Annotated in this window: 25 protein-coding genes; 11 read left to right on the top strand and 14 right to left on the bottom strand. The window is 71.0% G+C overall.

All coding sequences use genetic code 11. The features are described 5' to 3' along the window. The 4 genes from OG403_RS20635 to OG403_RS20625 all read right to left on the bottom strand — a co-directional run bounded on the left by OG403_RS20635 (position 1) and on the right by OG403_RS20625 (position 2,406). Complete coding sequence (locus OG403_RS20635) at positions 1-840, bottom strand: sulfurtransferase (RefSeq protein ID WP_329566507.1); 840 nt, start codon at positions 838-840, stop codon at positions 1-3. 227 nt (positions 841-1,067) lie between these two features. Further along, complete coding sequence (locus OG403_RS36745; RefSeq protein WP_442911081.1) at positions 1,068-1,148, bottom strand: putative leader peptide; 81 nt, start codon at positions 1,146-1,148, stop codon at positions 1,068-1,070. A gap of 119 nt (positions 1,149-1,267) precedes the next feature. Beyond that, positions 1,268-1,960, bottom strand: a complete 693-nt coding sequence (locus tag OG403_RS20630) for an LmeA family phospholipid-binding protein (protein ID WP_329566505.1) — start codon at positions 1,958-1,960, stop codon at positions 1,268-1,270. A 128-nt stretch (positions 1,961-2,088) separates the two neighbouring features. Further along, on the bottom strand, positions 2,089-2,406 hold the full coding sequence (locus tag OG403_RS20625; protein ID WP_329566503.1) for a MoaD/ThiS family protein: 318 nt from the start codon (positions 2,404-2,406) through the stop codon (positions 2,089-2,091). A gap of 345 nt (positions 2,407-2,751) precedes the next feature. On the opposite strand from OG403_RS20625, the gene OG403_RS20620 reads away from it, so the two are divergent. From OG403_RS20620 to OG403_RS20600, 5 genes are all read left to right on the top strand, one after another. Beyond that, positions 2,752-3,495, top strand: coding sequence for a response regulator transcription factor (locus tag OG403_RS20620; protein WP_329566502.1), 744 nt, complete (start codon positions 2,752-2,754; stop codon positions 3,493-3,495). A gap of 72 nt (positions 3,496-3,567) precedes the next feature. After that, positions 3,568-4,614, top strand: coding sequence for a LacI family DNA-binding transcriptional regulator (locus OG403_RS20615; RefSeq protein ID WP_329566500.1), 1,047 nt, complete (start codon positions 3,568-3,570; stop codon positions 4,612-4,614). A 112-nt stretch (positions 4,615-4,726) separates the two neighbouring features. Beyond that, positions 4,727-5,878, top strand: coding sequence for a S1C family serine protease (locus tag OG403_RS20610; protein ID WP_329566499.1), 1,152 nt, complete (start codon positions 4,727-4,729; stop codon positions 5,876-5,878). A 72-nt stretch (positions 5,879-5,950) separates the two neighbouring features. Beyond that, positions 5,951-6,724 carry a response regulator transcription factor gene (locus OG403_RS20605; RefSeq protein WP_329566497.1) on the top strand — a complete coding sequence of 258 codons (774 nt, stop codon included), beginning with the start codon at positions 5,951-5,953 and terminating at the stop codon, positions 6,722-6,724. A 52-nt stretch (positions 6,725-6,776) separates the two neighbouring features. After that, positions 6,777-8,312, top strand: coding sequence for a HAMP domain-containing sensor histidine kinase (locus OG403_RS20600; RefSeq protein ID WP_329566496.1), 1,536 nt, complete (start codon positions 6,777-6,779; stop codon positions 8,310-8,312). Between the two features lie 14 nt (positions 8,313-8,326). Here the strand turns inward: OG403_RS20600 and OG403_RS20595 are convergent, their stop codons facing one another. From OG403_RS20595 to OG403_RS20575, 5 genes are all read right to left on the bottom strand, one after another. Then, on the bottom strand, positions 8,327-9,676 hold the full coding sequence (locus tag OG403_RS20595; protein WP_329566494.1) for an ATP-binding protein: 1,350 nt from the start codon (positions 9,674-9,676) through the stop codon (positions 8,327-8,329). A gap of 19 nt (positions 9,677-9,695) precedes the next feature. Further along, entirely contained in the window at positions 9,696-11,300 is a 1,605-nt protein-coding gene (locus OG403_RS20590; RefSeq protein WP_329566493.1) for an SCO6880 family protein, read from the bottom strand. Positions 11,301-11,306: 6 nt separating this feature from the next. After that, complete coding sequence (locus OG403_RS20585) at positions 11,307-12,590, bottom strand: hypothetical protein (RefSeq protein ID WP_329566491.1); 1,284 nt, start codon at positions 12,588-12,590, stop codon at positions 11,307-11,309. Next, positions 12,580-13,389: a hypothetical protein gene (locus tag OG403_RS20580; RefSeq protein WP_329566489.1), complete on the bottom strand. Its 810-nt coding sequence runs from the start codon at positions 13,387-13,389 to the stop codon at positions 12,580-12,582. The genes OG403_RS20585 and OG403_RS20580 overlap by 11 nt, the downstream gene beginning before the upstream one ends. 180 nt (positions 13,390-13,569) lie before the next feature. Further along, entirely contained in the window at positions 13,570-13,890 is a 321-nt protein-coding gene (locus OG403_RS20575) for a hypothetical protein (RefSeq protein ID WP_329572393.1), read from the bottom strand. 408 nt (positions 13,891-14,298) lie between these two features. On the opposite strand from OG403_RS20575, the gene OG403_RS20570 reads away from it, so the two are divergent. Continuing rightward, positions 14,299-15,480 (top strand): bifunctional lytic transglycosylase/C40 family peptidase, encoded by a 1,182-nt coding sequence (locus OG403_RS20570; protein ID WP_329566486.1) that lies wholly within the window; start codon positions 14,299-14,301, stop codon positions 15,478-15,480. Between the two features lie 128 nt (positions 15,481-15,608). Next, complete coding sequence (locus OG403_RS20565) at positions 15,609-16,334, top strand: phosphatase PAP2 family protein (protein ID WP_329566484.1); 726 nt, start codon at positions 15,609-15,611, stop codon at positions 16,332-16,334. Between the two features lie 33 nt (positions 16,335-16,367). Here the strand turns inward: OG403_RS20565 and OG403_RS20560 are convergent, their stop codons facing one another. Further along, positions 16,368-16,568: a hypothetical protein gene (locus OG403_RS20560; protein WP_329566482.1), complete on the bottom strand. Its 201-nt coding sequence runs from the start codon at positions 16,566-16,568 to the stop codon at positions 16,368-16,370. Between the two features lie 183 nt (positions 16,569-16,751). Between OG403_RS20560 and OG403_RS20555 the strand changes: the two genes are divergently transcribed. Continuing rightward, positions 16,752-17,690 (top strand): hypothetical protein, encoded by a 939-nt coding sequence (locus OG403_RS20555; RefSeq protein WP_329566480.1) that lies wholly within the window; start codon positions 16,752-16,754, stop codon positions 17,688-17,690. A gap of 155 nt (positions 17,691-17,845) precedes the next feature. Then, complete coding sequence (locus OG403_RS20550; RefSeq protein ID WP_329572732.1) at positions 17,846-18,070, top strand: hypothetical protein; 225 nt, start codon at positions 17,846-17,848, stop codon at positions 18,068-18,070. On the opposite strand, the gene OG403_RS20545 is transcribed toward OG403_RS20550, so the two are convergent. Next, on the bottom strand, positions 18,048-18,383 hold the full coding sequence (locus OG403_RS20545) for a metal-sensitive transcriptional regulator (RefSeq protein ID WP_329566479.1): 336 nt from the start codon (positions 18,381-18,383) through the stop codon (positions 18,048-18,050). The genes OG403_RS20550 and OG403_RS20545 overlap by 23 nt on opposite strands. 315 nt (positions 18,384-18,698) lie before the next feature. Between OG403_RS20545 and OG403_RS20540 the strand changes: the two genes are divergently transcribed. Together OG403_RS20540 and OG403_RS20535 are read left to right on the top strand one after the other, a co-directional pair. Further along, on the top strand, positions 18,699-19,319 hold the full coding sequence (locus OG403_RS20540; RefSeq protein WP_329566478.1) for a DUF47 domain-containing protein: 621 nt from the start codon (positions 18,699-18,701) through the stop codon (positions 19,317-19,319). A gap of 5 nt (positions 19,320-19,324) precedes the next feature. Then, a complete protein-coding gene (locus tag OG403_RS20535) occupies positions 19,325-20,320 on the top strand; it encodes an inorganic phosphate transporter (protein WP_329566477.1) in 996 nt (331 codons plus the stop codon). Positions 20,321-20,477: 157 nt separating this feature from the next. On the opposite strand, the gene pstB is transcribed toward OG403_RS20535, so the two are convergent. The 3 genes from pstB to pstC are packed head-to-tail and all read right to left on the bottom strand — an operon-like array spanning position 20,478 to position 23,420. Next, the gene (gene pstB / locus OG403_RS20530) at positions 20,478-21,254 is read right to left on the bottom strand and encodes a phosphate ABC transporter ATP-binding protein PstB (protein ID WP_329566476.1); all 777 of its coding nucleotides are present in this window, start codon (positions 21,252-21,254) and stop codon (positions 20,478-20,480) included. A gap of 43 nt (positions 21,255-21,297) precedes the next feature. Next, a complete protein-coding gene (pstA, locus tag OG403_RS20525; RefSeq protein WP_329566474.1) occupies positions 21,298-22,380 on the bottom strand; it encodes a phosphate ABC transporter permease PstA in 1,083 nt (360 codons plus the stop codon). Further along, on the bottom strand, positions 22,377-23,420 hold the full coding sequence (gene pstC, locus OG403_RS20520) for a phosphate ABC transporter permease subunit PstC (protein ID WP_329566472.1): 1,044 nt from the start codon (positions 23,418-23,420) through the stop codon (positions 22,377-22,379). Before pstC ends, pstA begins: the two co-directional genes overlap by 4 nt. Positions 23,421-23,510 lie beyond the last annotated feature (90 nt).

The following is a 23,510-nucleotide window of genomic DNA, read 5'->3' as shown; positions in this document are numbered from 1 at the left end:
TCAGGCGCCGATTTCGATCGGCACGCCGACCAGGCTGCCGTACTCGGTCCACGAACCGTCGTAGTTCCGGACGCTCGCCTGACCGAGCAGCTCGTGCAGCACGAACCAGGTGAGCGCGGAGCGCTCGCCGATCCGGCAGTAGGCGATGGTGTCCTGGGACAGGTCCACGCCCTCCTGCACGTAGAGCGCGCGCAGCTCGTCGTCCGACTTGAAGGTGCCGTCGTCGTTGGCGTTCTTCGACCACGGGATGTTGCGGGCGCTCGGCACGTGGCCGGGGCGCTGCGACTGCTCCTGCGGCAGGTGGGCCGGGGCGAGCAGGCGGCCGGAGAACTCGTCGGGCGAGCGCACGTCGACCAGGTTCTTGCTGCCGATCGCGGCGACCACGTCGTCGCGGAAGGCGCGGATCGCGGTGTTCTGGGCCTGGGCGCGGTAGTCGGTGGCCGGGCGGCTGGGGACCTCGGAGCCGTCGACCAGGTCGCGGGAGTCCAGCTCCCACTTCTTGCGACCGCCGTCCAGCAGGCGGACGTCGCCGTGGCCGTAGAGCTTGAAGTACCAGAACGCGTAGGAGGCGAACCAGTTGTTGTTGCCGCCGTAGAGGACGACGGTGTCGTCGTTGGCGATGCCCTTGGCGCTGAGCAGCGCCTCGAAGCCGGCCTGGTCGACGAAGTCGCGGCGGACCGGGTCCTGGAGGTCCTTCTTCCAGTCGATCCGGACGGCGTTCTTGATGTGGTTCTTGTCGTACGCGGAGGTGTCCTCGTCCACCTCGACGAGCACGACCTTCTCGTCGTCCAGGTGGGCCTGGACCCAGTCGGCGTCGACCAGGACGTCGCTGCGGCTCATTTTCTGTCTCCATCCGGGGGCGGTTGGCGGAAGTGAGAGGCCTGGGCGGCTGCGGTCCGGCTCTCCGAGCCACTTGTCCGAAAATATGTCCGGATAGTGGGACGGGGCGGGATGACCGAGGCCGCCGGGCAGACTGCGGGAGAGAATGCGGCCGCAGGCGAGAGTGCCTGGTCAGGCCGGGGGTGCGGGCGTGGCGGCGAGTCGATTCTGCCGGACTCTGCCGCCGGTCAGCGCTTGCGACACAGGCAGGCAGACACGCGGCAGAGGTCTACCGCCCGCCGCTTCGTGAGGTCCGCCTGTCGCTTCATGAGGACGATGCTAGGGAGCCAGGGCCGCCCCTGTCACCAGCGTATCGAATGGCGAGACCAATATGCTCGAATAGTGGGATTTCGGCCTTCCCCGGCCGCCTGCCCGCCTGCCCGCCTGCTCAGTCGATCAGCTGAACGTGGCTGCCCTGGAAGGTGAGGTCCAGCCCGCCGGACTGCGGGACGACCTGCTGCAGCCGCAGACCGACCGGCATGCTGCCCTGGAGGGTGAAGTTCCGCGAGCCGAGCTGCGAGTTGACCAGCTGGCCGACGCCCGGCAGCGCGCCCAGTCCGGGCAGTGCGCCGACGCTGTCCACGCCGACCGTGTCACCGTCGGTGCGCAGCTTCACGGTGGTGCTGAGCTTCTGCCCGAAGAGCACCCCGGTGACCTTCACCAGGCCGGGGCCGCCGTAGCCGAGCGCGATGCTCGGGTCCAGGCCGAGCAGGCTGTGTACCTCCTGGTAGCTGACCAGCCCGGTGCCGGTACCCGAGTCGACGGTCGCCGACTTGTAGTCGCTGGAGACCTGAACGCCCTTCAGATCGGCCGAGAAGTCGTCCAGTTGGAAGGTGCTGCCGCCACCGTTCAGCTGCACCCCGACGCCCGAGAGGCGGACGCTGCCGACCTTCCGGCTGATCAGGTCGGTCAGGAAGGGGAAGTCGCCGATCGAGACCGAGGGCTTGCCGGTGATCCCCTGCCGGCCCGCCAGCTTGTCCGCCGCCTGGCCCTGCGCGACCACCACCGCGATCCGGTCGGCGCCGACCAGCAGCCCGGCCAGCACCAGGACGGCGATGGCCGCTTTGATCCAGGTCCGCATTCGAACTCTCTCCCCGTGCTCGCTCGTCCTATCGCCGTAACGACGATCCGCCACTGACCATGGTTCCGAACGGGAGTCCGGGGTCGGCGCACCGGGGTCGGGATTGCCGGCGCCGGCGCGCGGGTCGGTCAGCCCCCCGCGAAGGGCGGCAGCACCTCGATGGCGCCGCCCTCGGTCAGCGACACCTGGGTGCGGTCCCGGCCGCCGACCGGCTCGCTGTCCACCAGGTAGGAGCAGATGTCCAGCAGGCGGACAAACCTCGGGCGGTCGGCGTGCCGCTCCTTGGCCTGCTCCAGCGCCTGGGCCAGGCTGGCCGCCCGGTACGGCTCCTCCGCGATGCCCGCCTCGGCCTTGGCGGCGGCCCAGTAGCGGATGGTTCCGGTCACCACGGCTGTGGAGGTCCCTCCCGGCCGGAGGCCCGGGGACGGTTCGGTGCTCGCGGTCATGGCGGCTCCTTCTCGAAGGTGTACACATACGTGTGCCGGTCGCTGCCGTGCCCCATCATCGCCCCGGGCCCGGACCGAACGGGAATCGCGCAGGCCAGAGCAGGCGTACCCGGGGCGCACGGCGGCGAACGCGAGCTGGATCACGTGCCCTGACCCCTTCGCCGGCCGGCCCGCTTGAGCTATCCTCGACCGCTAAGGGATCCGGGCAGAGTAGCCCCCGGGTCCTTTTGTGCTTTCAGGACTCCGAACCGGATGTCCTTGCGAGTGGTAGCCCACCCGTACCAGTGGCCGCACGACGAGGTGTTGGCCACCGGTCCGCGGAGACGAAAAGAGGACGACCCGGGTATGAGTTCTCTCCTCCTGCTCACCAACGCACTGCAGCCGTCGGCGGAGGTGCTGCCGGCCCTCGGGCTGCTGCTGCACCAGGTGCGGGTGGCCCCGGCCGAGGGATCGGCACTGGTCGACACCCCCAGTGCCGAGGTGATACTGGTCGACGGCCGGCGCGACCTGCCGCAGATCCGCAGCCTGTGCCAGCTGCTGCGGTCCACCGGTGTGAGCGCCCCGCTGATCCTGGTGGTCACCGAGGGCGGCCTGGCCGCCGTCACCGCCGAGTGGGGCATCGACGACGTCCTGCTGGACACCGCGGGGCCGGCCGAGGTGGAGGCCAGACTGCGGCTCGCGATGGGCCGCCAGCAGCAGTCCCAGGTGGACGACAGCCCGATGGAGATCCGCAACGGCGACCTCTCAGTGGATGAGGCGACCTACTCCGCCAAGATCAAGGGCCGGGTGCTCGACCTCACCTTCAAGGAGTTCGAGCTGCTCAAGTACCTCGCCCAGCACCCGGGCCGGGTCTTCACCCGGGCCCAGCTGCTGCAGGAGGTCTGGGGCTACGACTACTTCGGCGGCACCCGCACGGTGGACGTCCACGTGCGGCGGCTGCGGGCCAAGCTCGGCGTCGAGCACGAGCAGCTGATCGGCACCGTGCGCAACGTCGGCTACCGCTTCGTGGTCCCCTCGCAGGGCGAGAAGGCCGACCGCGGCGCGGCCGAGACCCAGGCGCAGCCGGTCGGCCGCGGCCTGCCCGGCTGACCTGCGGGCGGGCCCGGCGACGAGACCGGGCCCGCCCCGCTGGGGCTGGACAAACACGCGTAGACTGCGCGCGTGGCCAAGGTGACGCGCGACGATGTAGCCCGACTGGCTGGGACCTCGACCGCGGTCGTCAGCTACGTCATCAACGACGGACCGCGCCCTGTCGCGCCCGCGACCAAGGAACGGGTGCTCGCCGCGATCGAGCAGCTCGGCTACCGGCCGAACAGCGTCGCGCAGGCGATGGCCTCCCGGCGGACCAACCTGATCGGCATGATCGTGCCGGACGCCCGCCAGCCGTTCTTCGCCGAGATGGCGCACGCGGTCGAACGGGCCGCCTCCGACCGCGGCAAGCTCGTGCTGATGGGCAACTCGGACTACGCCGACGACCGCGAGATGCACTACATCCAGGCCTTCCTCGGCATGCGGGTCTCCGGTCTGATCCTGGTCAGCCAGGGCGCCCCGCAGCGCGCGGCCAAGGAGTTCGCGGCGATGGAGGGCGCCAAGGTGGTGCTGCTGCACCGCCGGCCCGACGCGATCGACGACGTCTCGGTGGTCACCGACGACGTGGGCGGCGCCGAACTGGTGGTGCGCCACCTGCTGGAGGTGCACGGTCACCCGTACGTCGCCTGCTTCGGCGGCCCGGTGGACACCCCCGCGCCCGGCGACCCGGTGATCGACCACGTCGAGGGCTGGCAGCGGGCGATGGACGCGCACGAGCTGCCCGCCGACCAGCACCTGATCGACGCCCCCTTCCACCGCTACGGCGCCTACGAGGTGGCACTGGAGCTGCTGCGCTCGGAGCACCGGCCACCGGCCATCTTCTGCTCCACCGACGACCAGGCGATCGGCGTGCTGCGGGCCGCCCGCGAGCTGGGCCTGCGGGTGCCGCACGACCTCGCGGTCGCGGGCTTCGACGACATCCCCGAGGCGGCGCTGGCCGACCCGCCGCTGACCACGGTGGCCAGCGAGCGCGAGGCGATGGCGCGCGCGGCGGTGGACCTGGTGCTGGACGACTCGCTGATGGTGCCGGGCTCCGAGACCGAGCGGGTCCGCAAGTTCCCGTCCCGGCTCGTGGTGCGGCGCTCCTGCGGCTGCGGCGGCGACAGCGACCAGCGGTGACCGGCCGGCGGACGGCAGGGTAGCCGTCCTTTATGAGAAGTCAACGGGCTTCTCTGCCCGTTCTGACCGGACTCTCATGGGTTCTTCATCCGCCGGGCGGACGGTTTGGTCCATGAGCGACCAGTACCGCACCACCGCAGATGAGTCGGGGTCCGACCTCCCGCCGAAGCCGGCCGGAGCACCCACCGCTCACCAGGACTACCCGATGGCGCCGGCCCCGGCCGTGGCCCACTTCGACTACACCCAGGGCGCCTACGCCGCCGAGCCCCAGGGCACCCCGGCCGGCGGCGGCGAGCCGCCGTACTACGGCCCGCCGCCCACCCTGCCCGGCGAGCAGCCCGAACCGGTCGGCCCCTCGCACCGGGCCCGCAACGGCTTCCTGCGCGGCCGGCTCGCCCTGGTCACCGCCGTCGCGGCGGTCGCCGCGGTGCTCGGCGGACTGGCCGGCGGCGCCGTCGCCGACGCCCGGCACAGCAGCACCACCGCCAGCTCGACCACCCTGGTCAGCCCGGTCTCCGCGAAGTCCGACGGCACCGCCGACGTCGCCGCGATCGCCGCCGCCGTCTCGCCCAGCGTGGTGCAGATCGACGTCCAGTCGAACAGCGGCACCTCCACCGGTACCGGTGTGATCCTCACCGCGAGCGGGCAGATCCTCACCAACTACCACGTGATCTCCAGCGCCGTGACCGACGGCGGCACGATCACCGTCACCTACCAGAACGGCACCAAGACCTCGGGCAGCATCACCGGCACCGACAAGTCGCTGGACGTCGCGGTGATCACCGCGAGCGGTGCCAGCGGGCTCCCCACCGCCACGCTCGGCGACTCCGACGCGATGGCCGTCGGCGACCCGGTGGTGGCCATCGGCAACCCCGACGGGCTGACCGGCACCGTCACCTCCGGCATCATCAGTGCCAAGAACCGCCAGGTCACCGTCCAGGTGGACGAGGGCAGCACGCGCGGCAACGGCGGCTTCGGCTTCCCCTACTTCCCGGGCTACAGCGGCCGCTCGAGCAGCGCGACCTCCTCGGACACCGCCACCTACTCCGCCCTGCAGACCGACGCCGCGCTCAACCCGGGCAACTCCGGCGGTCCGCTGATCAACTCCGCCGGCCAGGTGATCGGCATCGACTCCGCGATGTACTCCGGCAGCGGCAGCAGCTCCAGCAGCAGCCAGGCCGGCAGCGTCGGCCTCGGTTTCGCCATCCCGATCAACGCCGTCAAGCAGGTCCTGCCGAAGATGCAGGCCGGTCAGACGCTGTAGTCCACCGTTCGGCCCGCCGAACACCGCACAATGGCTAGACCCCTTCCAGTCCCAGAGAGGGCCACACCGCCGATGACTCCCCCCGCCGACGACCGCACCCCTGCCGAGCAGCCGGCCACCGCCCGCCTGCTCGTGGTCGACGACGAGCCCGCACTGCGGGACGCCCTGGAGAGCAGCCTCGCCTTCGAAGGCTACGAGGTCACCACCGCCACGGACGGTTACGAGGCGCTGGAGGCCGTCGAACGCGACCAGCCCGACCTGGTGCTGCTCGACATCATGATGCCCCGGATGGACGGCCTCACCGCGGTGCGCCGGATGCGCTCGCGCGGGGACACCGCCCCCGTCCTGATGCTCACCGCCCGCGACGCCGTCGGGGACCGGGTCACCGGCCTGGACGTCGGCGCGGACGACTATCTCGCCAAGCCCTTCGAGCTCGACGAGCTCCTCGCCCGGGTCCGCGCCCTGCTGCGCCGCAACGCCCTGGCCACCGAGGCCGCGGCCCGGGCCACCGCGGTGGAGGACGACAGCGAGGTGCTGGCCTTCGCCGACCTGCGGATGAACACCGCGACCCGGGAGGTGACCCGCGACGGGCGGCCGGTGGAGCTGACCCGCACCGAGTTCATGCTGCTGGAGATGTTCCTGGCGCACCCGCGCCAGGTGCTCACCCGGGAGCAGATCCTCAAGGCGGTCTGGGGCTTCGACTTCGAGCCCTCCTCCAACTCGCTGGACGTCTATGTGATGTACCTGCGGCGCAAGACCGAGCAGGGCGGGATGCCGCGCCTGATCCAGACCGTGCGCGGCGTCGGCTACGCACTGCGCGCGCCGAGCACGACCACCACCGGCTGAGCGACGGCAACGGACCGGCGACAGCGACAGCGACCTGAGGACGATGACCAGAGTGGCAAGGCAACGGGGGCAGGGGCGCGTGGCGGGCTGGTACCACGGGAGATCACTGCGGAGCCGGCTGGCGATCCTGGCCTCGGTCGCGGTGGCGCTGGCGATCGCGCTCTGCTCGGTGGCGGCCTGGTTCATCGTCCGGGACAAGCTGTACGACCTGCCGCGAGCCCAGCTGAAGAGCTACGCGCCGCTCAGCCCCTTCCCGCCCAGGCAGAACAGCGACTACCTGGCCTGCGGCAGCACACCAGCCGCCGCGGCCACCCAGCTGGCCCAGATCAACTCCCGGGCGCAGGCCACCGGCCAGGCACGACCACCGGCCGGCGGCGCGTGGAACTACCAGTTGCTCAGCTCGGACGGCTCCCAGAACTGCCTGGTCGCCGGCGAGGCGGCCAAGCCGATCAGCGTGCATCCGGACTACCTCGACGCGCTGAACCTGCCCGATCATCAGGTCCAGATCCGGTTCGGCAGCTACGCTGACGGATCCCCGGCGATGATCCGGCTGAACCGCACCTCTCTCGCGGTGAACGGGGTCCCCACGACGTTCGTGCTGATCACCGCCACCCCGCTGTCCAGCGTGGACAGCTCGCTGCGCGAACTCGCCCTGTTGCTGGTCGGCGTGGCCGCCATCGGAGTCGCCGTCGCCGGCGTCACCGGCCGCGTCGTCGCCCGCGCCGCGCTGAAGCCGGTGGACGACCTCACCGACGCCGTGGAGCACATCGCCCGCACCGAGGAGGTCGGCACCACCATCCCGGTGCACGGCAGCGACGAGATCGCCCGGCTGGCCGGCTCCTTCAACTCCATGAGCACCGCGCTGGCCAACTCCCGCGACCTGCAGACCCGGCTGATCGCCGACGCCGGACACGAGCTGCGCACCCCGCTCACCTCGCTGCGCACCACGGTCGACCTGCTGATCCGCAGCGACGAGACCGGCCGGCCGCTGCCCCCGGACACCAAGACCAAGCTGCTCGGCAATATGAAGGCGCAGATGCAGGAGCTGACCGTGCTGATCGGCGACCTGCTGCAGCTCTCCAGACCGGACACGCCGCGCCCCGGGCAGAACGTGGCCACCGTCGCCTTCCACGAGATCGCCCAGCGGGCCGTCGACCGCGGCAAGCTCCGCGGCCCCGGACTGGTCTTCAACGTCGCGCTGGACCCCTGGTACGTCCGGGCGGACGCCGCCGCGCTGGAGCGGGCGGTGATGAACCTGCTGGACAACGCGGTCAAGTACAGCCCGCCCGGCGGTGCCATCGACGTCGCCCTGCACGAGGGCCGGCTCACCGTGCGCGACCACGGGCCCGGTATCCCGGCCGACGAGCTGAAGTACGTCTTCGACCGGTTCTGGCGCTCGCCGGGCTCCCGGCAGCTGCCCGGCTCGGGCCTCGGACTGTCGATCGTGGCGCAGACCATCCAGGACTCGGGCGGCCAGGTCGCGCTGGGCCCGGCGCAGGACGGCGGCCCCGGCGCCCTGGCGGTGGTCCGGCTGCCCGGCGTGCCCGAGCAGCCGGAGACCGTGCCGCCGGTGCTGCCGCGCGACTGACCTCCGGGCCGGACTCAGACCCCCGGCTCGGCCGCCAGCTGCCGCTCCGCGCGGATCCGTTCGGCGACCGCGTCCTCGGTCATCGCGCGGTCGGTGTAGACCAGCGGGCGCTCGGTGTCGGTGATGATGTGCTTGACCACCTGGACATTGCCGTTGACGTCCCAGACCGCGATGCCCGGGGAGAGGGTCGGGATGATCTCCACGGCCCACCGGGGCAGGCCGAGCACCCGTCCGGTGGCTCTGGCCTCGTCGGCCTTCTGCATGTAGATGGTCCGGGTGGAGGCCATCTTGAGGATCGCCGAGGCCTCCTTCGCCGCCGCGCCGTCCACCACGTCGGACAGGTGGTGGACCACGGCGACGAAGGACAGGCCGAGCCGGCGGCCGAACTTGAGCAGCCGCTGGAAGAGCTGGGCGACGAAGGGGCTGTTGATGATGTGCCAGGCCTCCTCGACCAGGAAGATGCGCTTCCTGCGGTCGGGGCGGATCCAGGTGTGCTCCAGCCAGACGCCGACGATGGCCATCAGGATCGGCATCGCGATCGAGTTGCGGTCGATGTGCGAGAGGTCGAAGACGATCAGCGGCGCGTCCAGGTCGATGCCGTCCGTGGTCGAGCCGTCGAACATGCCGCGCAGGTCGCCGTCGACCAGTCGGTCCAGCACCAGCGCGACGTCCAACCCCCAGGACTGCACCTCCTGCGGGTCCACGCCCAGCGACTCCACCGAGGACAGGTCGGGGCGGCGCAGGGTGTCGATGATGTCGCCCAGGATCGGCTGGCGGTCCGTCACCGTGGCCCGCACATGGGCGTGCGCGGCCTTCAGCGCGAAGCCGGCCCGCTCCTCCAGGCTGCGTCCCATCGCCACCTCGATGATGGTGCGCAGCAGCGAGAGCTGGCCGGTGGTGGTGATCGCCGGATCCAGCGGGTTGAGCTTCACCCCGCCGTCCCGGGCCGCCATCGGGTCCAGCCGCACGGACTTTATGCCCAGCGCGTCGGCGATCAGGTTCCACTCGCCGACGCCGTCCTCACCCTGCGCGTCCAGCACCACCACCTGGCGGTCGCGGAACCTCAACTGGCGCAGCACATAGGTCTTCTCCAGCGCCGACTTGCCGTTGCCGGACTCGCCGAGGACCAGCCAGTGCGGCGCGGGCAGCTGCTGGCCGTAGAGCTGGAACGGGTCGTAGACGTACCCCTTGCCGCTGTAGACCTCGCGGCCGATGATCACCCCGGAGTCGCCCAACCCCGGGGCGGCGGTGGGCAGGTAGACCGCCTGGGCCTGGCCGGTGGAGGTACGCACCGGCAGCCGGGTGGTCTCCACCTTGCCGAACATCAGGCTGGTGAAGGCGTCGGAGAGATTGCCAATCGCCATGCGGAGTCTCCAGAGCGGGTCAGCGGCGGATGCCGGTGGCGAACGGCAGGGTGTTGACGAACGCCCGGTGGTGCTCGCGGTCGCACCACTCCAGCTTGAGGTAGCTCTTGCCGGCCGAGGCCCGGATGGTCCGCTTGTCCCGGGCCAGCGCCTCGGGGCTGCGCGAGGAGACGGTGATGTAGCCGACCAGGTTGACGCCGGCGGCGCCGGAGGCCAGGTCGTCGCCGCGCTGGTCGACCCGGCCGGTGTGGGCCAGGTCGCGCGGGTCGACCGTGCGGTTCATCTTGGCGGCCCGGCTGGCCTCGGCCTCGTCGTTGGTCTTCTCGGTGAGCATCCGCTCGATCGCCACGTCGGTGGGCTCCAGGTCCATGGTGACGGCCACCGTGCGGATCACGTCGGGGGTGTGGACCAGCAGCGGGGCCAGGAAGTTGACGCCCACCGGGGTGAGCGGCCACTCCTTGATCCAGGCGGTGGCGTGGCACCAGGGCTCGCGGGTGGTCGACTCGCGGGTCTTGGCCGCCAGGTACTGCGGGTGGGTGGCGTCCAGCTCGGCCGGCCAGGCGTTGCGCCGGCTCATCGCCTGGAGGTGGTCGATCGGGTGGTCCGGGTCGTACATCGAGTGCAGCAGCGAGGAGAGCCTGGCCTGGCCCAGCGGCTGCCGCACCCTGATGTCGGCCTCGGCCAACCGCGCGCAGATGTCGGTCAGCTCACGCGCCATCACGGCCGCCAGGCCGTCGTCGTCCCGGGTGCCCTGGTCACCGGCCCGCTTGTCCGCGGTTCGCTTGTCGTAGGCGCTGCGGCCCATCGCGTGCGCCTCGGCGGCCAGGTCGCGGTTGTACTGCATGCAGGCGACCAGATAGGCCCGGTGCTGCTCGGAGGAGGTGGAGACCATCGACTGCAGCTGGTCGTAGGAGTCCTGCAGCCAGCGCGGCGCCTGGTGGTCGCCGCGCCGCTCGACGTCCTTGGCGTGCGCGTCCGGGTCGGCGGGCAGCGTCCGGGCCAGGATCTGCAGCCGGGTCACGAAGCCGTCCCCGTTGGCGACATGCTTGAGCAGCGTGCCGAACCGGTCGACCAGCGCCTCCTGGTCCTCGGAGTCGCGCAGACCCACGCCCGGCCCCTCGATCTCGATCGCCGCGGTGACCGTGCGCCGCTCCAGGTGCATCAGCACCGCGACCTCGTCCGGCCCGAACGGCGCGCTCAGCCAGCGCAGCCGGCCCACCCCCGGGGGCGGGCCGACCTCGATCTCGCGGCCGTCGAACCGGGTGCCGGCGTCCATCGCGGTGGACTGCCACACGGCCCGGCCGCTGCGCACGGTGCGGCGGTAGCTGCGGTTGATCTCCACCCACTTGTAGAAGGTCCGGCGCCGGTACGGGACGTAGACCGCGGCGATCGCCAGCACCGGGAAGCCGACCAGGCCGACGATCTTCAGCACCAGGATCGGCATCAGCAGGCCCCAGATCATGCCCAGGAAGGCGCCGAAGATGATCAGCAGGATCTCCCCGGACTCCCGGTTGCGCCCGATCGGCGCGTTCGGCCGGGCCTTGCCGATCAGGTAGGTGCGGCGCTGCTGGACGTAACTCTGGGCGTACTGCCCCCCGTACTGGCCGAGCGGTTCGCTGCTCAAGGTGCGTCACCCTCCCTTCGCTGGGTTCTGTGCTGGGGCCGGAGCGGGCGGCTGGGCCGGCGGGGCCGGGGTGCGCGAGGCGTGCGCGGCGATCCCGGCCGCGGCCGAACCGCCGCCGGCGCCACCGCCCCCACCGCCGCCGCCCTCGGAGCCACCGCGCGCGCCGTGCGTCGAGATGCCCTGCTTCACCAGGTTGGCCGGTCCGTTGATCATCGCGGAGCCGGCCGAGACGGCGCTCGCCCGGGCCTGGCGCAGGTGCAGCATCTCGTCGCCGAAGCCGGGCACGAAGCGGTAGATGGCGCTACTGGCGAAGATCGACAGGAAGAGGATCGCCAGGCCGGAGAGCACCCGGGAGAAGTCGTCCGAGGCACCGGCACCACTGGCCACCGCGCTGGCCAGGCCCAGAATGATCACGATCACCGGTTTGGCCAGGTCGATCGCGGCCATCAGGCCCGCCCAGCGGCGCACGTGCTTCCACAGCTGCTTGTCCACCAGGCCCGCGTAGACCGCGGTGCCCAGCAGCGCTCCCACATAGAGCATCGCGGCCCGGATCAGCAGCTCGATCCAGAGCACCGCGGCGGCCAGCACGGCGACCAGCGAGACCAGGATCAGGATCAGCGGACCGCCGCCGATGGTGCCGTGCTCCAGGGTGTCCGCGAGCCCGCCGAGATAGCCCTTGGTGTCCGACTTGGTGCCCGCCGCGATGGCGGCGGTCAGGCCGTCGGTGGCACCGGTCACGGTGTAGAGGATCAGCGGGGTGAAGGCGGAGGCCACCACGGTCAGCCAGAGGAAGCCGATCGCCTCCGAGAAGGCCTGGGTCAGCGGCACCCCCCGCACCGCGCGCTTGGTCACCGCGAGCAGCCACAGCACCAGGGTGACCACCGTGGCACCGGCGAACACCACGGCGTACTGCTGGAGGAAGCTGGCGTTGGTGAAGTCGACCTGGGTGGTGCCGTCTATCTGCCCGGACAGGCTGCGCACCACCCAGGCGGCGGCCTGCGCGCAGCCCTTGGCGAGCGAGCCGAGGGGGTCGGTGACGGAGCCCACGGTGGAGGAGCCGGGGAGCGAGCTCCCAGGGCTGTTGGCACAGAGGATCCCGTCACCGGCCATCGGCAGGTTGGGGCAGTTGCCGTTGGCAGGCGATGGCACGGGGCTGGGACTCCCCGAAGGCGACGGCGCCGCGAACGCCCGCTGCGCCAGCAGCAGCGCCCCGAGCTGCACCAGCAGCACCGCGCTCCCCAGCCGCCCGGTGCGGCGCAGCCGGGAGCCTTGCAGACCGTCAGCGGGCATAGCGGAAGCCTCCGAACTGCTGGACGGCGCCGGTGATCTCGTCGGCACTGGCGGCCTGTTGGTCGGCTGGGACGGGAGCCGGGCCGTTCTGGGTGGAGAAGTCGGTGAGCTTCCAGTCGCCGCCGGTCCAGCGCAGGCTCAGCGTGAGGGTGAACCAGTTCGCGGACACCGGCTTGGTCGAGGAGGTCCCGGCCAGCCCCTCCAGACCCGTGCACCAGACCAGCGCCTTGGTGCTGTCCGCCGTGTAGCCGTCCGTGCGGGTGCCGACCGGCACCGTGCGGCTGACGAAGGTGAGGCCCGTGGGCGGCTGGCCCTGGGCGTCCAGGCCGTAGCCGCTCAGCACGGCGGGCGTGAGCTGCTGGTCCAGCCGGCCGCGCAGCGCGTCGGCGACGGCCGGGTCGGCGATGGTGGCGAGCACGCTGCGCCGTCCGTCGGCCCGGAACATGTCGGCGCTGCCCAGCGCGACCGCGTAGTTGGCCGCCGCCGACTGGGCTCCCTGGTCGGTGTCGGGGTAGCCGGTGGCGATCCCGTTGCTGCTGGTGCCGACCGGCTGGGTACCCGTGGGCGCGGTGGGCACCGCCGCCCCCGGTGGCGGCGGCGCCTGGTGGCTGCCGCCCGCCGTGGGGTCGGTCTTGCCGCGGTTGGCGATCGCGATCGCCAGCACCAGCAGCGTGACCACCAGCAGCACCGTCAGCAGGGTTCGCAGCGGCCTGGGCTGACGGCCCGCCGGGTACGCGGAGGCCTGTTCGCCGACCGGCAGCCGCGTACGGGTGTGCGGCTGGTCGTCGGGCAACGGCACGGCGGCCCTCCTGGGACAGGGGAGCCGGCGGTGGGCTCCAGCGTTACGTTCCGGGACACCCGGCGGCGGCCGACCCGGCCGACCGCAGGTCGGCCGTCCAGTTCTGACACTCCGATTCTGACCGACCGCCAGGGCCGCCGGTGCGACTGTCGGAAGACTGCCGGTATGACTGTCTGACCGTCAGATGGACATGCCGTAGACAATGGTGAACAGAGTGGTCAGGGATCCGATGATGAACACGCCGGTCAGACCGGCGATGATCAGCCCCTTGCCCTGCTCGGCGCCGAAGGAGTCGCGCATCGCGGTCGCGCCGATCCGCTGCTTCGCCGCTCCCCAGACCGCGATCGCCAGGCAGGCCAGGATGGCGACCGCCATCACGACCTCCACCATGATCCGGGCCTCCGAGCCGAGCGTGGAGAACGGACCCCAGTCCGGGGCGATTCCGCCGATAATGGTGTCAATGTTGGCCTTGGGGGCCGGACTCGGGCTCGGATCGGCCAGCAAGCCACTTACGTAACCGTTCACCACGCCACCCACACTGCTCACTGTGTCATTCACGTGCATTTCCTGTCTCACCGCCCGCTCAGGCAATTCAAGGCCCATCACCTCAGGAGCGCGAAGGGCTGAGGCCTATTCTTGGCCGGATCTGATGTCGACTTGGCTACTTCTTGAGGATTGGTCGCGCGGCTCGGCACAGGTACGCCAGTATGTCCACCGTACGAAGGATAGCGCTCACTCTTTGTATCTCCGATGATTGCGCTGAGCAACGCCTTGCAGAAGACTGGTGGGGGTGTCGGCCGATCGCCCTGGCGCATGCGGGGGGCATATGCGGGCCCGTGTCGCGCCGGAGGCTCTGGCCCAGGATCCACTGGGACACAAGCACTCTGACACTGCATCGGGATGGTGCTGATGGTACTCCGGAATGGCCCTCGAGCGGCGCTCGCGGGTGGAGCTGTTGCATTCGGCTTCCTGCTGTTGGTCGGTGTCGGAACCTACGCCGCCAGCGGAAGCGTGCCGGGCGGCGGTTCGGGCCTGGCACTCGCCCCGGGAACCGTCCCGGCCGCCTATCAGGGTCTGATCCAGCAGGCCGGCTCCCGGTGCGCGCAGATCTCCCCACCGATGCTGGCCGCCCAGCTCTACCAGGAGAGCGGTTTCGATCCGTCAGCCCGCAGCGGGGCCGGTGCCCTTGGCCTGGCCCAGTTCCTGCCCAGCACCTGGGCGATCTACGGGGTGGACGGCGACGGCGACGGCAAGGCCGACATCTGGGACCCGGCCGACGCCATCGCTTCGGCCGCCAACTACGACTGCGCGCTGGCCAAGGACACCGCCAACGTCCCCGGCGACCCGCAGGCCAACCTGCTCGCCGCCTACAACGCCGGCCCCTACGCCGTGATCAGCGCCGGCGGGGTGCCCGCCTACACCGAGACCCAGGGGTACGTCCGCTCGATCAAGGCGCTGGAAACGAGCTTCACCGCCCCCACCAGTACGGTCGCCGTCTCCCCGCAGGCCTCCGGCGCGATCTACTTCGCCCAGACCAAGCTCGGCACGCCCTACCTCTGGGGCGGTGACGGACTCGCCTCGCAGAACTACGAGTTCGACTGCTCGGGCCTGACCGTGGCCGCCTACGCCTCGGTCGGCATCGCACTGCCCCGGGTGGCCAACGACCAGTGGTACGCCGGCCCGCACCCCTCGCGCGACCAACTGCGCCCGGGCGACCTGGTCTTCTTCGCCACCGACCTGTCCGACCCGCGCACCATCCACCACGTCGGCATCTACGTCGGCGGCGGCTACATGATCAACGCCCCGCACACCGGCGCGGTGATCCGCTACGACTCCATCGATCAGAAGGACTACTTCGGCGCCACCCGGGTCACCCAGGACGGCGCCGCCGCGCTGCCGGTCCGCGACAACAACGGAAACGGCAACATCACCGGCGGCTCCGACCCGGGTGCGGCCGGCCCCGCCCAGCCGTCCGCCACGCCCACCCCGGCCGCCCCGACGCCCAGCGCCCCGGCGTCGGGCCTGCCGCTCGCCGCGGCGGCCGCGCTGCCCGGCACCGGCGACACCGCCCGCGCGGGGAAGCAGGCCTGACGACGCACCAGAATCGACCGGCTCGCGTCAAGTTTCCATAACACCCGTCCGGCGTGGAACGCTGTGACCTGCCCGGCTCGTTAGGCATGGGGCAACTCGGCAACCCCACGGAGCAAAGGAAGTACGGCGTGTCGACGCTGCTGGCCGACACCGGCAACCCGGACCTCGAACTGCTCTACACCGTCAACGGCTGGGCCAGGGACTCCCCCGGCTGGCTCGACTCCCTGGTCTCCTGGGTCGGCGAGTACGGCATCCTGCTCGGCCTCGCCATGCTCTGCCTCGTCGCCTGGCTGCGGGCCCGCCGCCGGCCGGGCGCGCCGGCGGCGGTGGCCGGGGTGCTCTGGGCCCCGCTCGCGATGGCCCTGGCCGAACTGGCCAACCTGCCGATCGCCGCCATCGTGGACCGGCCGCGCCCCTTCCTCAACCACCCGGGCCTCGACGTGCTGGTGGCCGGCAAGGCCGGCACCCACTCCTTCGTCAGCGACCACGCGACCATGTCGATGGCGGTGGCCGTGGCGCTCTTCCTGGTCGACCGCCGGCTGGGCGCGCTGGCCGGCACCCTGGCCGCGCTGCAAGGCTTCTGTCGGATCTTCATGGGCGTGCACTACCCGACCGACGTGCTCGGCGGCTACGCGCTGGCCACCGCGGTGGTGCTGCTGCTGGCCCCGCTGGCGATGGCCGTCCTGGTGCCGCTGTGCCACGCGCTCGCCCGCACGGCGGTCGCGCCGCTGATCACGGCCGACCCGGTCGGCAGCCCGCGGGGCGGGCGCCGGCGCCGCGGCACCCCGGCGGTCGGGCACCCGCGCCCCGAGCAGGGGCACGCCACCGCCGCCGACTCCGACCTCGCCGCCTGATCCCGCCACACGACCGGTCGGCAGCCCGGTGCGCTACGCCGCCTCCGGCGCCGCCAGGTGCTCGTCCGCGTCCCGCCGGGCCCGGTCACGGGAGCGCCGCCCCGGCGCGAACCAGCCGCAGTCGCAGGATGCGTGTGCGAAGGACCCCCGCTCGCTGATCTGCACCCGGTGCGGGGTGGACCCGCCTTCGTGCTCCTCGCGCGGGTCGGCCTGAGCCGACGGCTCCGTATACACGTTCCTAACGGTAACTCCCTGGGCCCGCACCCCGGCGCGCGCCGACCGCCGCGCGCCGTCACTGCCGTAACCGGCGGGGCGGCCGGTCGTTCTCGCCAGTACCGGCCCCGCCCACCCAGGGGCGGCGGCCCGCCGGTCGTCCGGCCCGTCGGGGCCCGGATCACCCTGGGGGTTGAGATCACCATGACGATCACCACGACCACGCTCGCCAAGGCGACGGTCACCGATACACCACTGGGCGCGACCGCCTCGCGCACCGCCCGCTTCCTCGGCCCGGTGGCGGCCACCGCCCTGCTGGCCGCCACGCTGTCGGCCTGCGGCGGCGCCTCCGGCGGCTCCGCCGACGCCGGGACGGCGGCGAGCCCGAGCCCGAGCCCGGTGGCCGACAAGCTCGCCGACGATCCGCTGACGGCCGTGCGCAACGCCGCCGACATCACCGGGCGGACCGGCTCGGTCCAGGCCACCACCCAGCTGACCACCGAGTCCGGCGCCAAGAAGGCCGACTTCTCCGGCAGCGGCGCATACGACTACGGCAAGCGGATCGGCCGCCTGGAGGTGCAGGTGCCGCCCGGCGCCGCCACCACCGGCAAGGTGGTCGAGGTGGTCGAGCCCGGCATCGTCTTCCTGCAGAACAGCGGCGCCAAGGTGCCCGCGGGCAAGTGGGTCAAGCTGGACGTGCGCCAGCTCGCCGACGGGAACCTGATCAGCAACGGCGCCACCGACCCGGCCACCGCCGCGGCGGCCCTGCGCGGGGTCCAGCAGGCCTCGGTGGTCGGCGAGGAGACGGTCAACGGCGTGCTGCTCAAGCACTACAAGGGCACCCTGGACCTGGCGAAGGCAGCCGCGGCCACCGGCGGCCCGGCGGCGAACGGCCTGCAGATGGCCGCCGCCACCTTCACCGTCAAGGACGTCCCGTTCGAGGCTTGGCTGGACCCCCAGGGGCGGCTGAACAAGGTGACCGAGGTCTTCAGCTTCGCCGGGGTGGCCGGTTCCAAGGACCCCAAGGACCAGGTGAACGTCACCTCCTCACTGGCCTTCAGCGACTTCGGCAAGCCGGTGCAGATCACCGAGCCACCCGCCGCCGACGTGGTCGAGATGACGGAGTCCGGCTCACCGAAGTGACGTGACAGCCGCTCAGGAGCCGCGTCGTCAGTCACCCGTTTCGGCCCCAGAGATGGCCCGTCCGTGCCATGGGGGCCGGGCCCGGCACTCTCTAGGCTGGGCTGGGGGAGGGTGGCTGCCGCCCCGGCGTACGGGTGGTGAAGGGGTGGTGCAGGGTGTCGTCCTCGGCGGATCGAGCGGACCGAACGGATTGCACAGGCGGCCACGAGAGCGCGGCCCTCGACGAGATCGAGCTGGCCGGCGAGCTGATGATCGCGGCCACCGCCAGCAGCGCGGAGCGGCTGCCCACCGCCCGGATCGACGAGGTGCTGCTGCACCCGCGCCGGGCCCCCGAGGCCGACCGGCACAGCGGCCCGGTCAGCTCCGCAGCAGCCGACTGATCGCGGCCATCGCCTCGGTCACCTTCTCGTCCATCGCCGTGCCGCCCTCCTCGACGGCCGCCGCGACGCAGTGCGTGATGTGCTCCTCCAGCAGCGCGAGCGCGAAGGACTGCAGCGCCTTGGTGGTGGCCGAGACCTGGGTGAGGATGTCGATGCAGTAGACGTCCTCCTCCACCATCCGCTGCAGCCCCCGGGCCTGCCCCTCGATCCGGCGCAGCCGCTTGAGATGGTCCGCCTTGTGCGAGCTGTACCCGTGCGGGCCGTGACCGCCGGGCGCGGCGGCGCTGCTGTCCGTGCTGCTGCTCGTGGTCATCGGCCTGCCCCGTTCTCGTCCTCGCCCGGCCGATCGCCGCCGGTGACCCCAGTCTCCCGCACCGGGCCCGTCGGCGGGGTTACCCCGTCCGGGCGGTGGATCACGATCACCGGATGCAGCCAGGGGCAATCCATCCGAGCTTCCGTCAGACTGGGACCTCACGCCCGCACGCCGAGGTACGGGGGCCGAACAGGTACCGGTCGGCCAGTGGCCGGAAGAGGAGTGTCCGCTTCCCGGTCGCACACCCCGTTTGCACAACCCTGACGCAGAGCACCTAGCATCGTTCAGTCCACTCCCCGCTCATCGGAGATATCCGTGCGTTTTAGCCTGACCCCGAAGGAGACGAGCTTCTACGACATGTTCGCCGCCGCCGCGGAGAACCTGGTCGTCGGATCGAAGCTCCTGCTGGAACTGCTGGGCTCAGACGTGTCGTCCCGTGCGGAGATCGTCGAGCGCATGCGCGCCGCCGAGCACGCCGGCGACGACACCACCCACGCGATCTTCCACCAGCTCAACTCCTCCTTCATCACGCCGTTCGACCGCGAGGACATCTACAGCCTGGCCTCCTCGCTGGACGACATCATGGACTTCATGGAGGAGGCCGTCGACCTGGTCGTCCTCTACGACGTCCAGACCCTGCCCACCGGCGTCGAGCAGCAGATCGAGGTGCTGGCCCGGGCCGCCGAGCTGACCGCCGCGGCGATGCCGAACCTGCGCAGCATGTCCGGGCTGAACGAGTACTGGATCGAGATCAACCGGCTGGAGAACCAGGCGGACCAGATCCACCGCAAGCTGCTGGCCCACCTGTTCAGCGGCCAGTACGAGGCGATCGAGGTGCTCAAGCTGAAGCAGGTGGTGGACGTGCTGGAGGAGGCCGCCGACGCGTTCGAGCATGTCGCCAACACGGTGGAGACCATCGCCGTCAAGGAGTCCTGACCAGCGTGGACATGGCAGCACTCATCTGCGTCGTCGGCGTCGCGTTCTTCTTCACCTATACCAACGGCTTCCACGACTCGGCGAACGCGATCGCCACCTCGGTCTCCACCCGGGCGCTGACCCCGAAGGCCGCGCTGGCGATGGCCGCGGTGATGAACCTGGCCGGCGCCTTCCTGGGCAGCGGCGTGGCCCAGACCGTCTCCAAGGGGCTGATCGACACCCCGCACGGCAGCAAGGGGATGGCCACCCTCTTCGGCGCGCTGATCGGCGCGATCGCCTGGAACCTGGTCACCTGGTACTTCGGCCTGCCGTCCTCCTCCTCGCACGCGCTCTTCGGCGGCCTGGTCGGAGCGGCGCTGGCCGCCGGCACCGGGGTGATCTGGAGCGGCGTGGTCGACAAGGTCATCATCCCGATGGTGCTGTCGCCGATCGTCGGCCTGCTGGCCGGCTACCTGGTGATGCTGGGGATCCTCTGGCTCTTCCGCCGGGCCAACCCGCACAAGGCCAAGCGCGGCTTCCGGGTCGCGCAGACCGCCTCGGCCGCCGCGATGGCGCTGGCCCACGGTCTGCAGGACGCCCAGAAGACGATGGGCATCGTGGTGATGGCGCTGACCATCTCGGGCCACCAGAGCGGCAACGGCATCCCGATCTGGGTCAAGATCTCCTGCGCCACCATGCTGTCGCTGGGCACCTACGCGGGCGGCTGGCGGATCATGCGCACCCTGGGCCGCAAGATCATCGAGCTGGACCCGCCGCAGGGCTTCGCCGCCGAGTCCACCTCGGCGACGATCATGTACGTGACGTCCTACGTCTTCAAGGCGCCGATCTCCACCACCCACGTGATCACCGCGGCGATCATGGGCGTCGGTGCGACCAAGCGGATCCGCGCGGTGCGCTGGGGCGTGGCCAAGAACATCGTGCTGGGCTGGTTCATCACCATGCCGGCCGCGGCCCTGGTCGCGGCGGGCGTCTACAGCCTCACCTGGCTGGCCGTCGGCTGAACCCGGCCCGGCGACCCGGCGACCCGGGCCACCGAACGACAAGGGCCCGCCCCCGTTTCCGGGGGCGGGCCTTTCTCATACTCCTCGGCGGCACCGCCATGCAGCACCGAGGAGCAGCTGATTGCGGCCGAGCCGGCTGGGCCGGATCCGACCCGGTCTAGCCGAAGCGGCCGGAGATGTAGTCCTCGGTCGCCTGGACCGACGGGTTGGAGAAGATCCGCTGGGTGTCGTCCAGCTCGATCAGCTTGCCCGGCTGGCCCACACCGGCCAGGTTGAAGAAGGCGGTGCGGTCGGAGACGCGGGCCGCCTGCTGCATGTTGTGGGTCACGATGACGATCGTGAACCGCTCCTTGAGCTCGCCGATCAGGTCCTCGATCGCCAGCGTGGAGATCGGGTCCAGCGCGGAGCAGGGCTCGTCCATCAGCAGCACCTGCGGCTCGACCGCGATCGCGCGGGCGATGCAGAGCCGCTGCTGCTGACCACCGGAGAGGCCGGCACCCGGCTTGTTCAGCCGGTCCTTGACCTCGTTCCACAGGTTGGCGCCCTTGAGCGAGCTCTCCACCACGCCGTCCAGCACGGCCTTCTTCTTCACACCCGCGAGCTTGAGCCCGGCGACCACGTTCTCGTAGATCGACATGGTCGGGAACGGGTTCGGGCGCTGGAAGACCATCCCGACGGTGCGCCGCACCGCCACCGGGTCGATGCCCGCGCCGTACAGGTTCTCGTCGTCCAGCAGGACCTTGCCCTCGACCCGCGCGCCCGGGATCACCTCGTGCATCCGGTTGAGGGTGCGCAGGAAGGTGGACTTGCCGCAGCCGGAAGGGCCGATGAAGGCGGTCACCGAGCGGGGCTCGACGGTCATCGAGATGTCCTCGATCGCCTTGGTGCCACCGTAGTAGGCCGACAGTCCGCTGACGTCGATGCGCTTAGCCATGATCTTTCGTCTTCTCTCGTCTGTTCGTACGTCAGTCGGTCGGTCAGTGCCCGGCCTTGGGCGAGCGCCAGCGTGCGATGCCCCGGGCGATCAGGTTGAGACCCATCACCAGCGCGATCAGCACCAGCGCGGCACCCCAGGCACGGGCGTAGCCGTACTGGTTGTTGACCTGGGAGTACTGCTGCCAGATGAAGACCGGCAACGACTCCTGCGGTCCGACGAACGGATTCGCGTTGATCGAGTCCCAGACACCCACCAGCATCATGACCGGGGCGGTCTCACCGGCGATGCGGGCGACGGCCAGCATCACGCCGGTGGTGATGCCACCGATGGCGGTCGGGAGGACGATCCGCAGGATGGTCTTCCACTTGGGCACGCCCAGTGCGTACGAGGCCTCGCGCAGCTCGTTCGGAACGAGCTTCAGCATCTCCTCGGTGGACCGGACGACCACCGGCATCATCAGGATCGACAGCGCGAGGCTGCCCGAGAAGCCGGAGTACTGGAAACCGAGTGCGATGTTCCAGACGGAGAGGATGAACAGACCGGCGACGATCGACGGGATGCCCGTCATCACGTCGACGAAGAAGGTGACCACCTTCGCCAGCGCGCCCCGGCCGTACTCGACCAGGTAGACCGCGGTGAGCAGGCCGATCGGGGCGGCGATCGCGGTGGCCAGGCCGATCTGCTGCAGGGTGCCGAGCAGCGCGTGGTAGACGCCGCCGCCGGGACCCGAGGAGGCCACCACGCCGCGCATCGAGTGGGTCAGGAAGTCGCCGTTCACCGTGCTGGCGCCCTGCTGGATGGTGTAGGCCATCAGCGAGATCAGCGGGATGACCGCCAGGATGAAGGCGACCCAGATCAGCGAGGTGGCGATCCGGTCCCGGGCCTGCCGGACACCCTCGATCCGGGCCGAGAGCCCGAAGGTGACCGCCACGAAGAGCAGCGCGGCGAGCATGCCCCACTGCAGGTGGCTGTTGAGGCCGGCGCCGGCGCCGATCGCGCAGCCGAGCACGATCGACAGCAGCGCGATCCCGGCCGGGGCCCAGCGCGGCAGCCGGGCCGCGGTGAGCGAGTGGTTGAGCTGGGGGACCGGCGTGCGGTCCGCCACGGAAGGCGCGGTGGTCATGCGTTGGCTCCCGAGTACTCCTTGCGGCGGGCGATGATCAGCCGAGCCGCACCGTTCACCAGCAGCGTGATCACGAACAGCACCATGCCGGCGGCCATCAGCGCGTCCTTGCCGAGCGGGCCGGCCTCACCGAACTTCAGCGCGATGTTCTGCGCGAAGGTGCCACCGCCCGCGTCCAGGATGTGCAGCGACAGCACGCTGCTGGAGGAGAGCACGGTGGCCACCGCGATGGTCTCGCCGAGCGCACGGCCCAGGCCCAGCATCGAGGCCGAGATGATCCCGGGACGGCCGAACGGCAGGACGGCGGTGCGGATCACCTCCCAGCGGGTCGCGCCGAGGGCCAGCGCGGCCTCCTCGTGCGTGCGCGGCACCTGGCGGAACACCTCGCGGCTGACCGCGGTGATGATCGGCAGGACCATGATCGCCAGCAGGATCCCCACGGTGAACAGGCTGCGCGCGGGGGCACCGGGGTCGGTGGTCTTGAAGATGTAGGTCCAGCCGAGGTACTCGTTCAGCCAGCTCATCAGCCCGTTCAGGTGCGGCACCAGGAAGAGCGCGCCCCACAGGCCGTAGATGATGCTGGGCACCGCGGCCAGCAGGTCCACCAGGTAGGCGAACGGCTGGGCGATCCTGCGCGGCGCGTAGTGCGAGATGAACAGCGCGATGCCGATCGCGACCGGGACCGCGATGAGCATCGCGATGGCCGCGCTGACGATCGTGCCGAAGGCCAGGACCGCGATACCGAAGCTGGGCTTCAGGATGTTGTCGGGGTCCCAGCCGAAGGTGGTCAGGAAGTTCGTGTGGTCCTTGCTGATCGCGATCCCGCTGCGGAACAGCAGGAAGCCCGCGATCGCGGCCATGATGACCAGCAGCAGGATCCCGGAACCGGCCGAGAGCCCGAAGAACAGCCCGTCACCCAGGCGGCTGTTGCCCTTGAGCGAGCTCTGCCCGGGTCGGTCGGTGGAAGCGGGTGTGCGGGCCTCGGCGGAGGCGGGGGGCCCGGACTTCTCGGTGAAGTCGGGCGGTGGGGAGGAAGTCATGAGGTTCTTACTCCGGTCTGGCGGTGCGGCCCGCGAGCGGGCGGCACCATGGCGGCGGTGCCCCGGACGAATCGACGTGAGGTGGAAACA

It is taken from the genome of Kitasatospora sp. NBC_01266 (assembly GCF_036242395.1).
Taxonomy (GTDB): Bacteria; Actinomycetota; Actinomycetes; order Streptomycetales; family Streptomycetaceae; genus Kitasatospora.
Note: the sequence above shows the minus strand (reverse complement) of the source record. Positions and strands in the feature narration are given on the sequence as shown.

Coding starts and splice junctions, on each gene's coding strand:
- pstA (WP_329566474.1), bottom strand. CDS start 22,380: ATGACCACCGCGCCTTCCGTGGCGGACCGCACGCCGGTCCCCCAGCTC.
- OG403_RS20585 (WP_329566491.1), bottom strand. CDS start 12,590: ATGCCCGCTGACGGTCTGCAAGGCTCCCGGCTGCGCCGCACCGGGCGG.
- OG403_RS20595 (WP_329566494.1), bottom strand. CDS start 9,676: ATGGCGATTGGCAATCTCTCCGACGCCTTCACCAGCCTGATGTTCGGC.
- OG403_RS20630 (WP_329566505.1), bottom strand. CDS start 1,960: ATGCGGACCTGGATCAAAGCGGCCATCGCCGTCCTGGTGCTGGCCGGG.
- OG403_RS20625 (WP_329566503.1), bottom strand. CDS start 2,406: ATGACCGCGAGCACCGAACCGTCCCCGGGCCTCCGGCCGGGAGGGACC.
- OG403_RS20545 (WP_329566479.1), bottom strand. CDS start 18,383: ATGACCACGAGCAGCAGCACGGACAGCAGCGCCGCCGCGCCCGGCGGT.
- OG403_RS36745 (WP_442911081.1), bottom strand. CDS start 1,148: ATGAAGCGACAGGCGGACCTCACGAAGCGGCGGGCGGTAGACCTCTGC.
- pstC (WP_329566472.1), bottom strand. CDS start 23,420: ATGACTTCCTCCCCACCGCCCGACTTCACCGAGAAGTCCGGGCCCCCC.
- OG403_RS20620 (WP_329566502.1), top strand. CDS start 2,752: ATGAGTTCTCTCCTCCTGCTCACCAACGCACTGCAGCCGTCGGCGGAG.
- OG403_RS20605 (WP_329566497.1), top strand. CDS start 5,951: ATGACTCCCCCCGCCGACGACCGCACCCCTGCCGAGCAGCCGGCCACC.
- OG403_RS20570 (WP_329566486.1), top strand. CDS start 14,299: ATGGTACTCCGGAATGGCCCTCGAGCGGCGCTCGCGGGTGGAGCTGTT.
- OG403_RS20635 (WP_329566507.1), bottom strand. CDS start 840: ATGAGCCGCAGCGACGTCCTGGTCGACGCCGACTGGGTCCAGGCCCAC.
- OG403_RS20555 (WP_329566480.1), top strand. CDS start 16,752: ATGACGATCACCACGACCACGCTCGCCAAGGCGACGGTCACCGATACA.
- pstB (WP_329566476.1), bottom strand. CDS start 21,254: ATGGCTAAGCGCATCGACGTCAGCGGACTGTCGGCCTACTACGGTGGC.
- OG403_RS20610 (WP_329566499.1), top strand. CDS start 4,727: ATGAGCGACCAGTACCGCACCACCGCAGATGAGTCGGGGTCCGACCTC.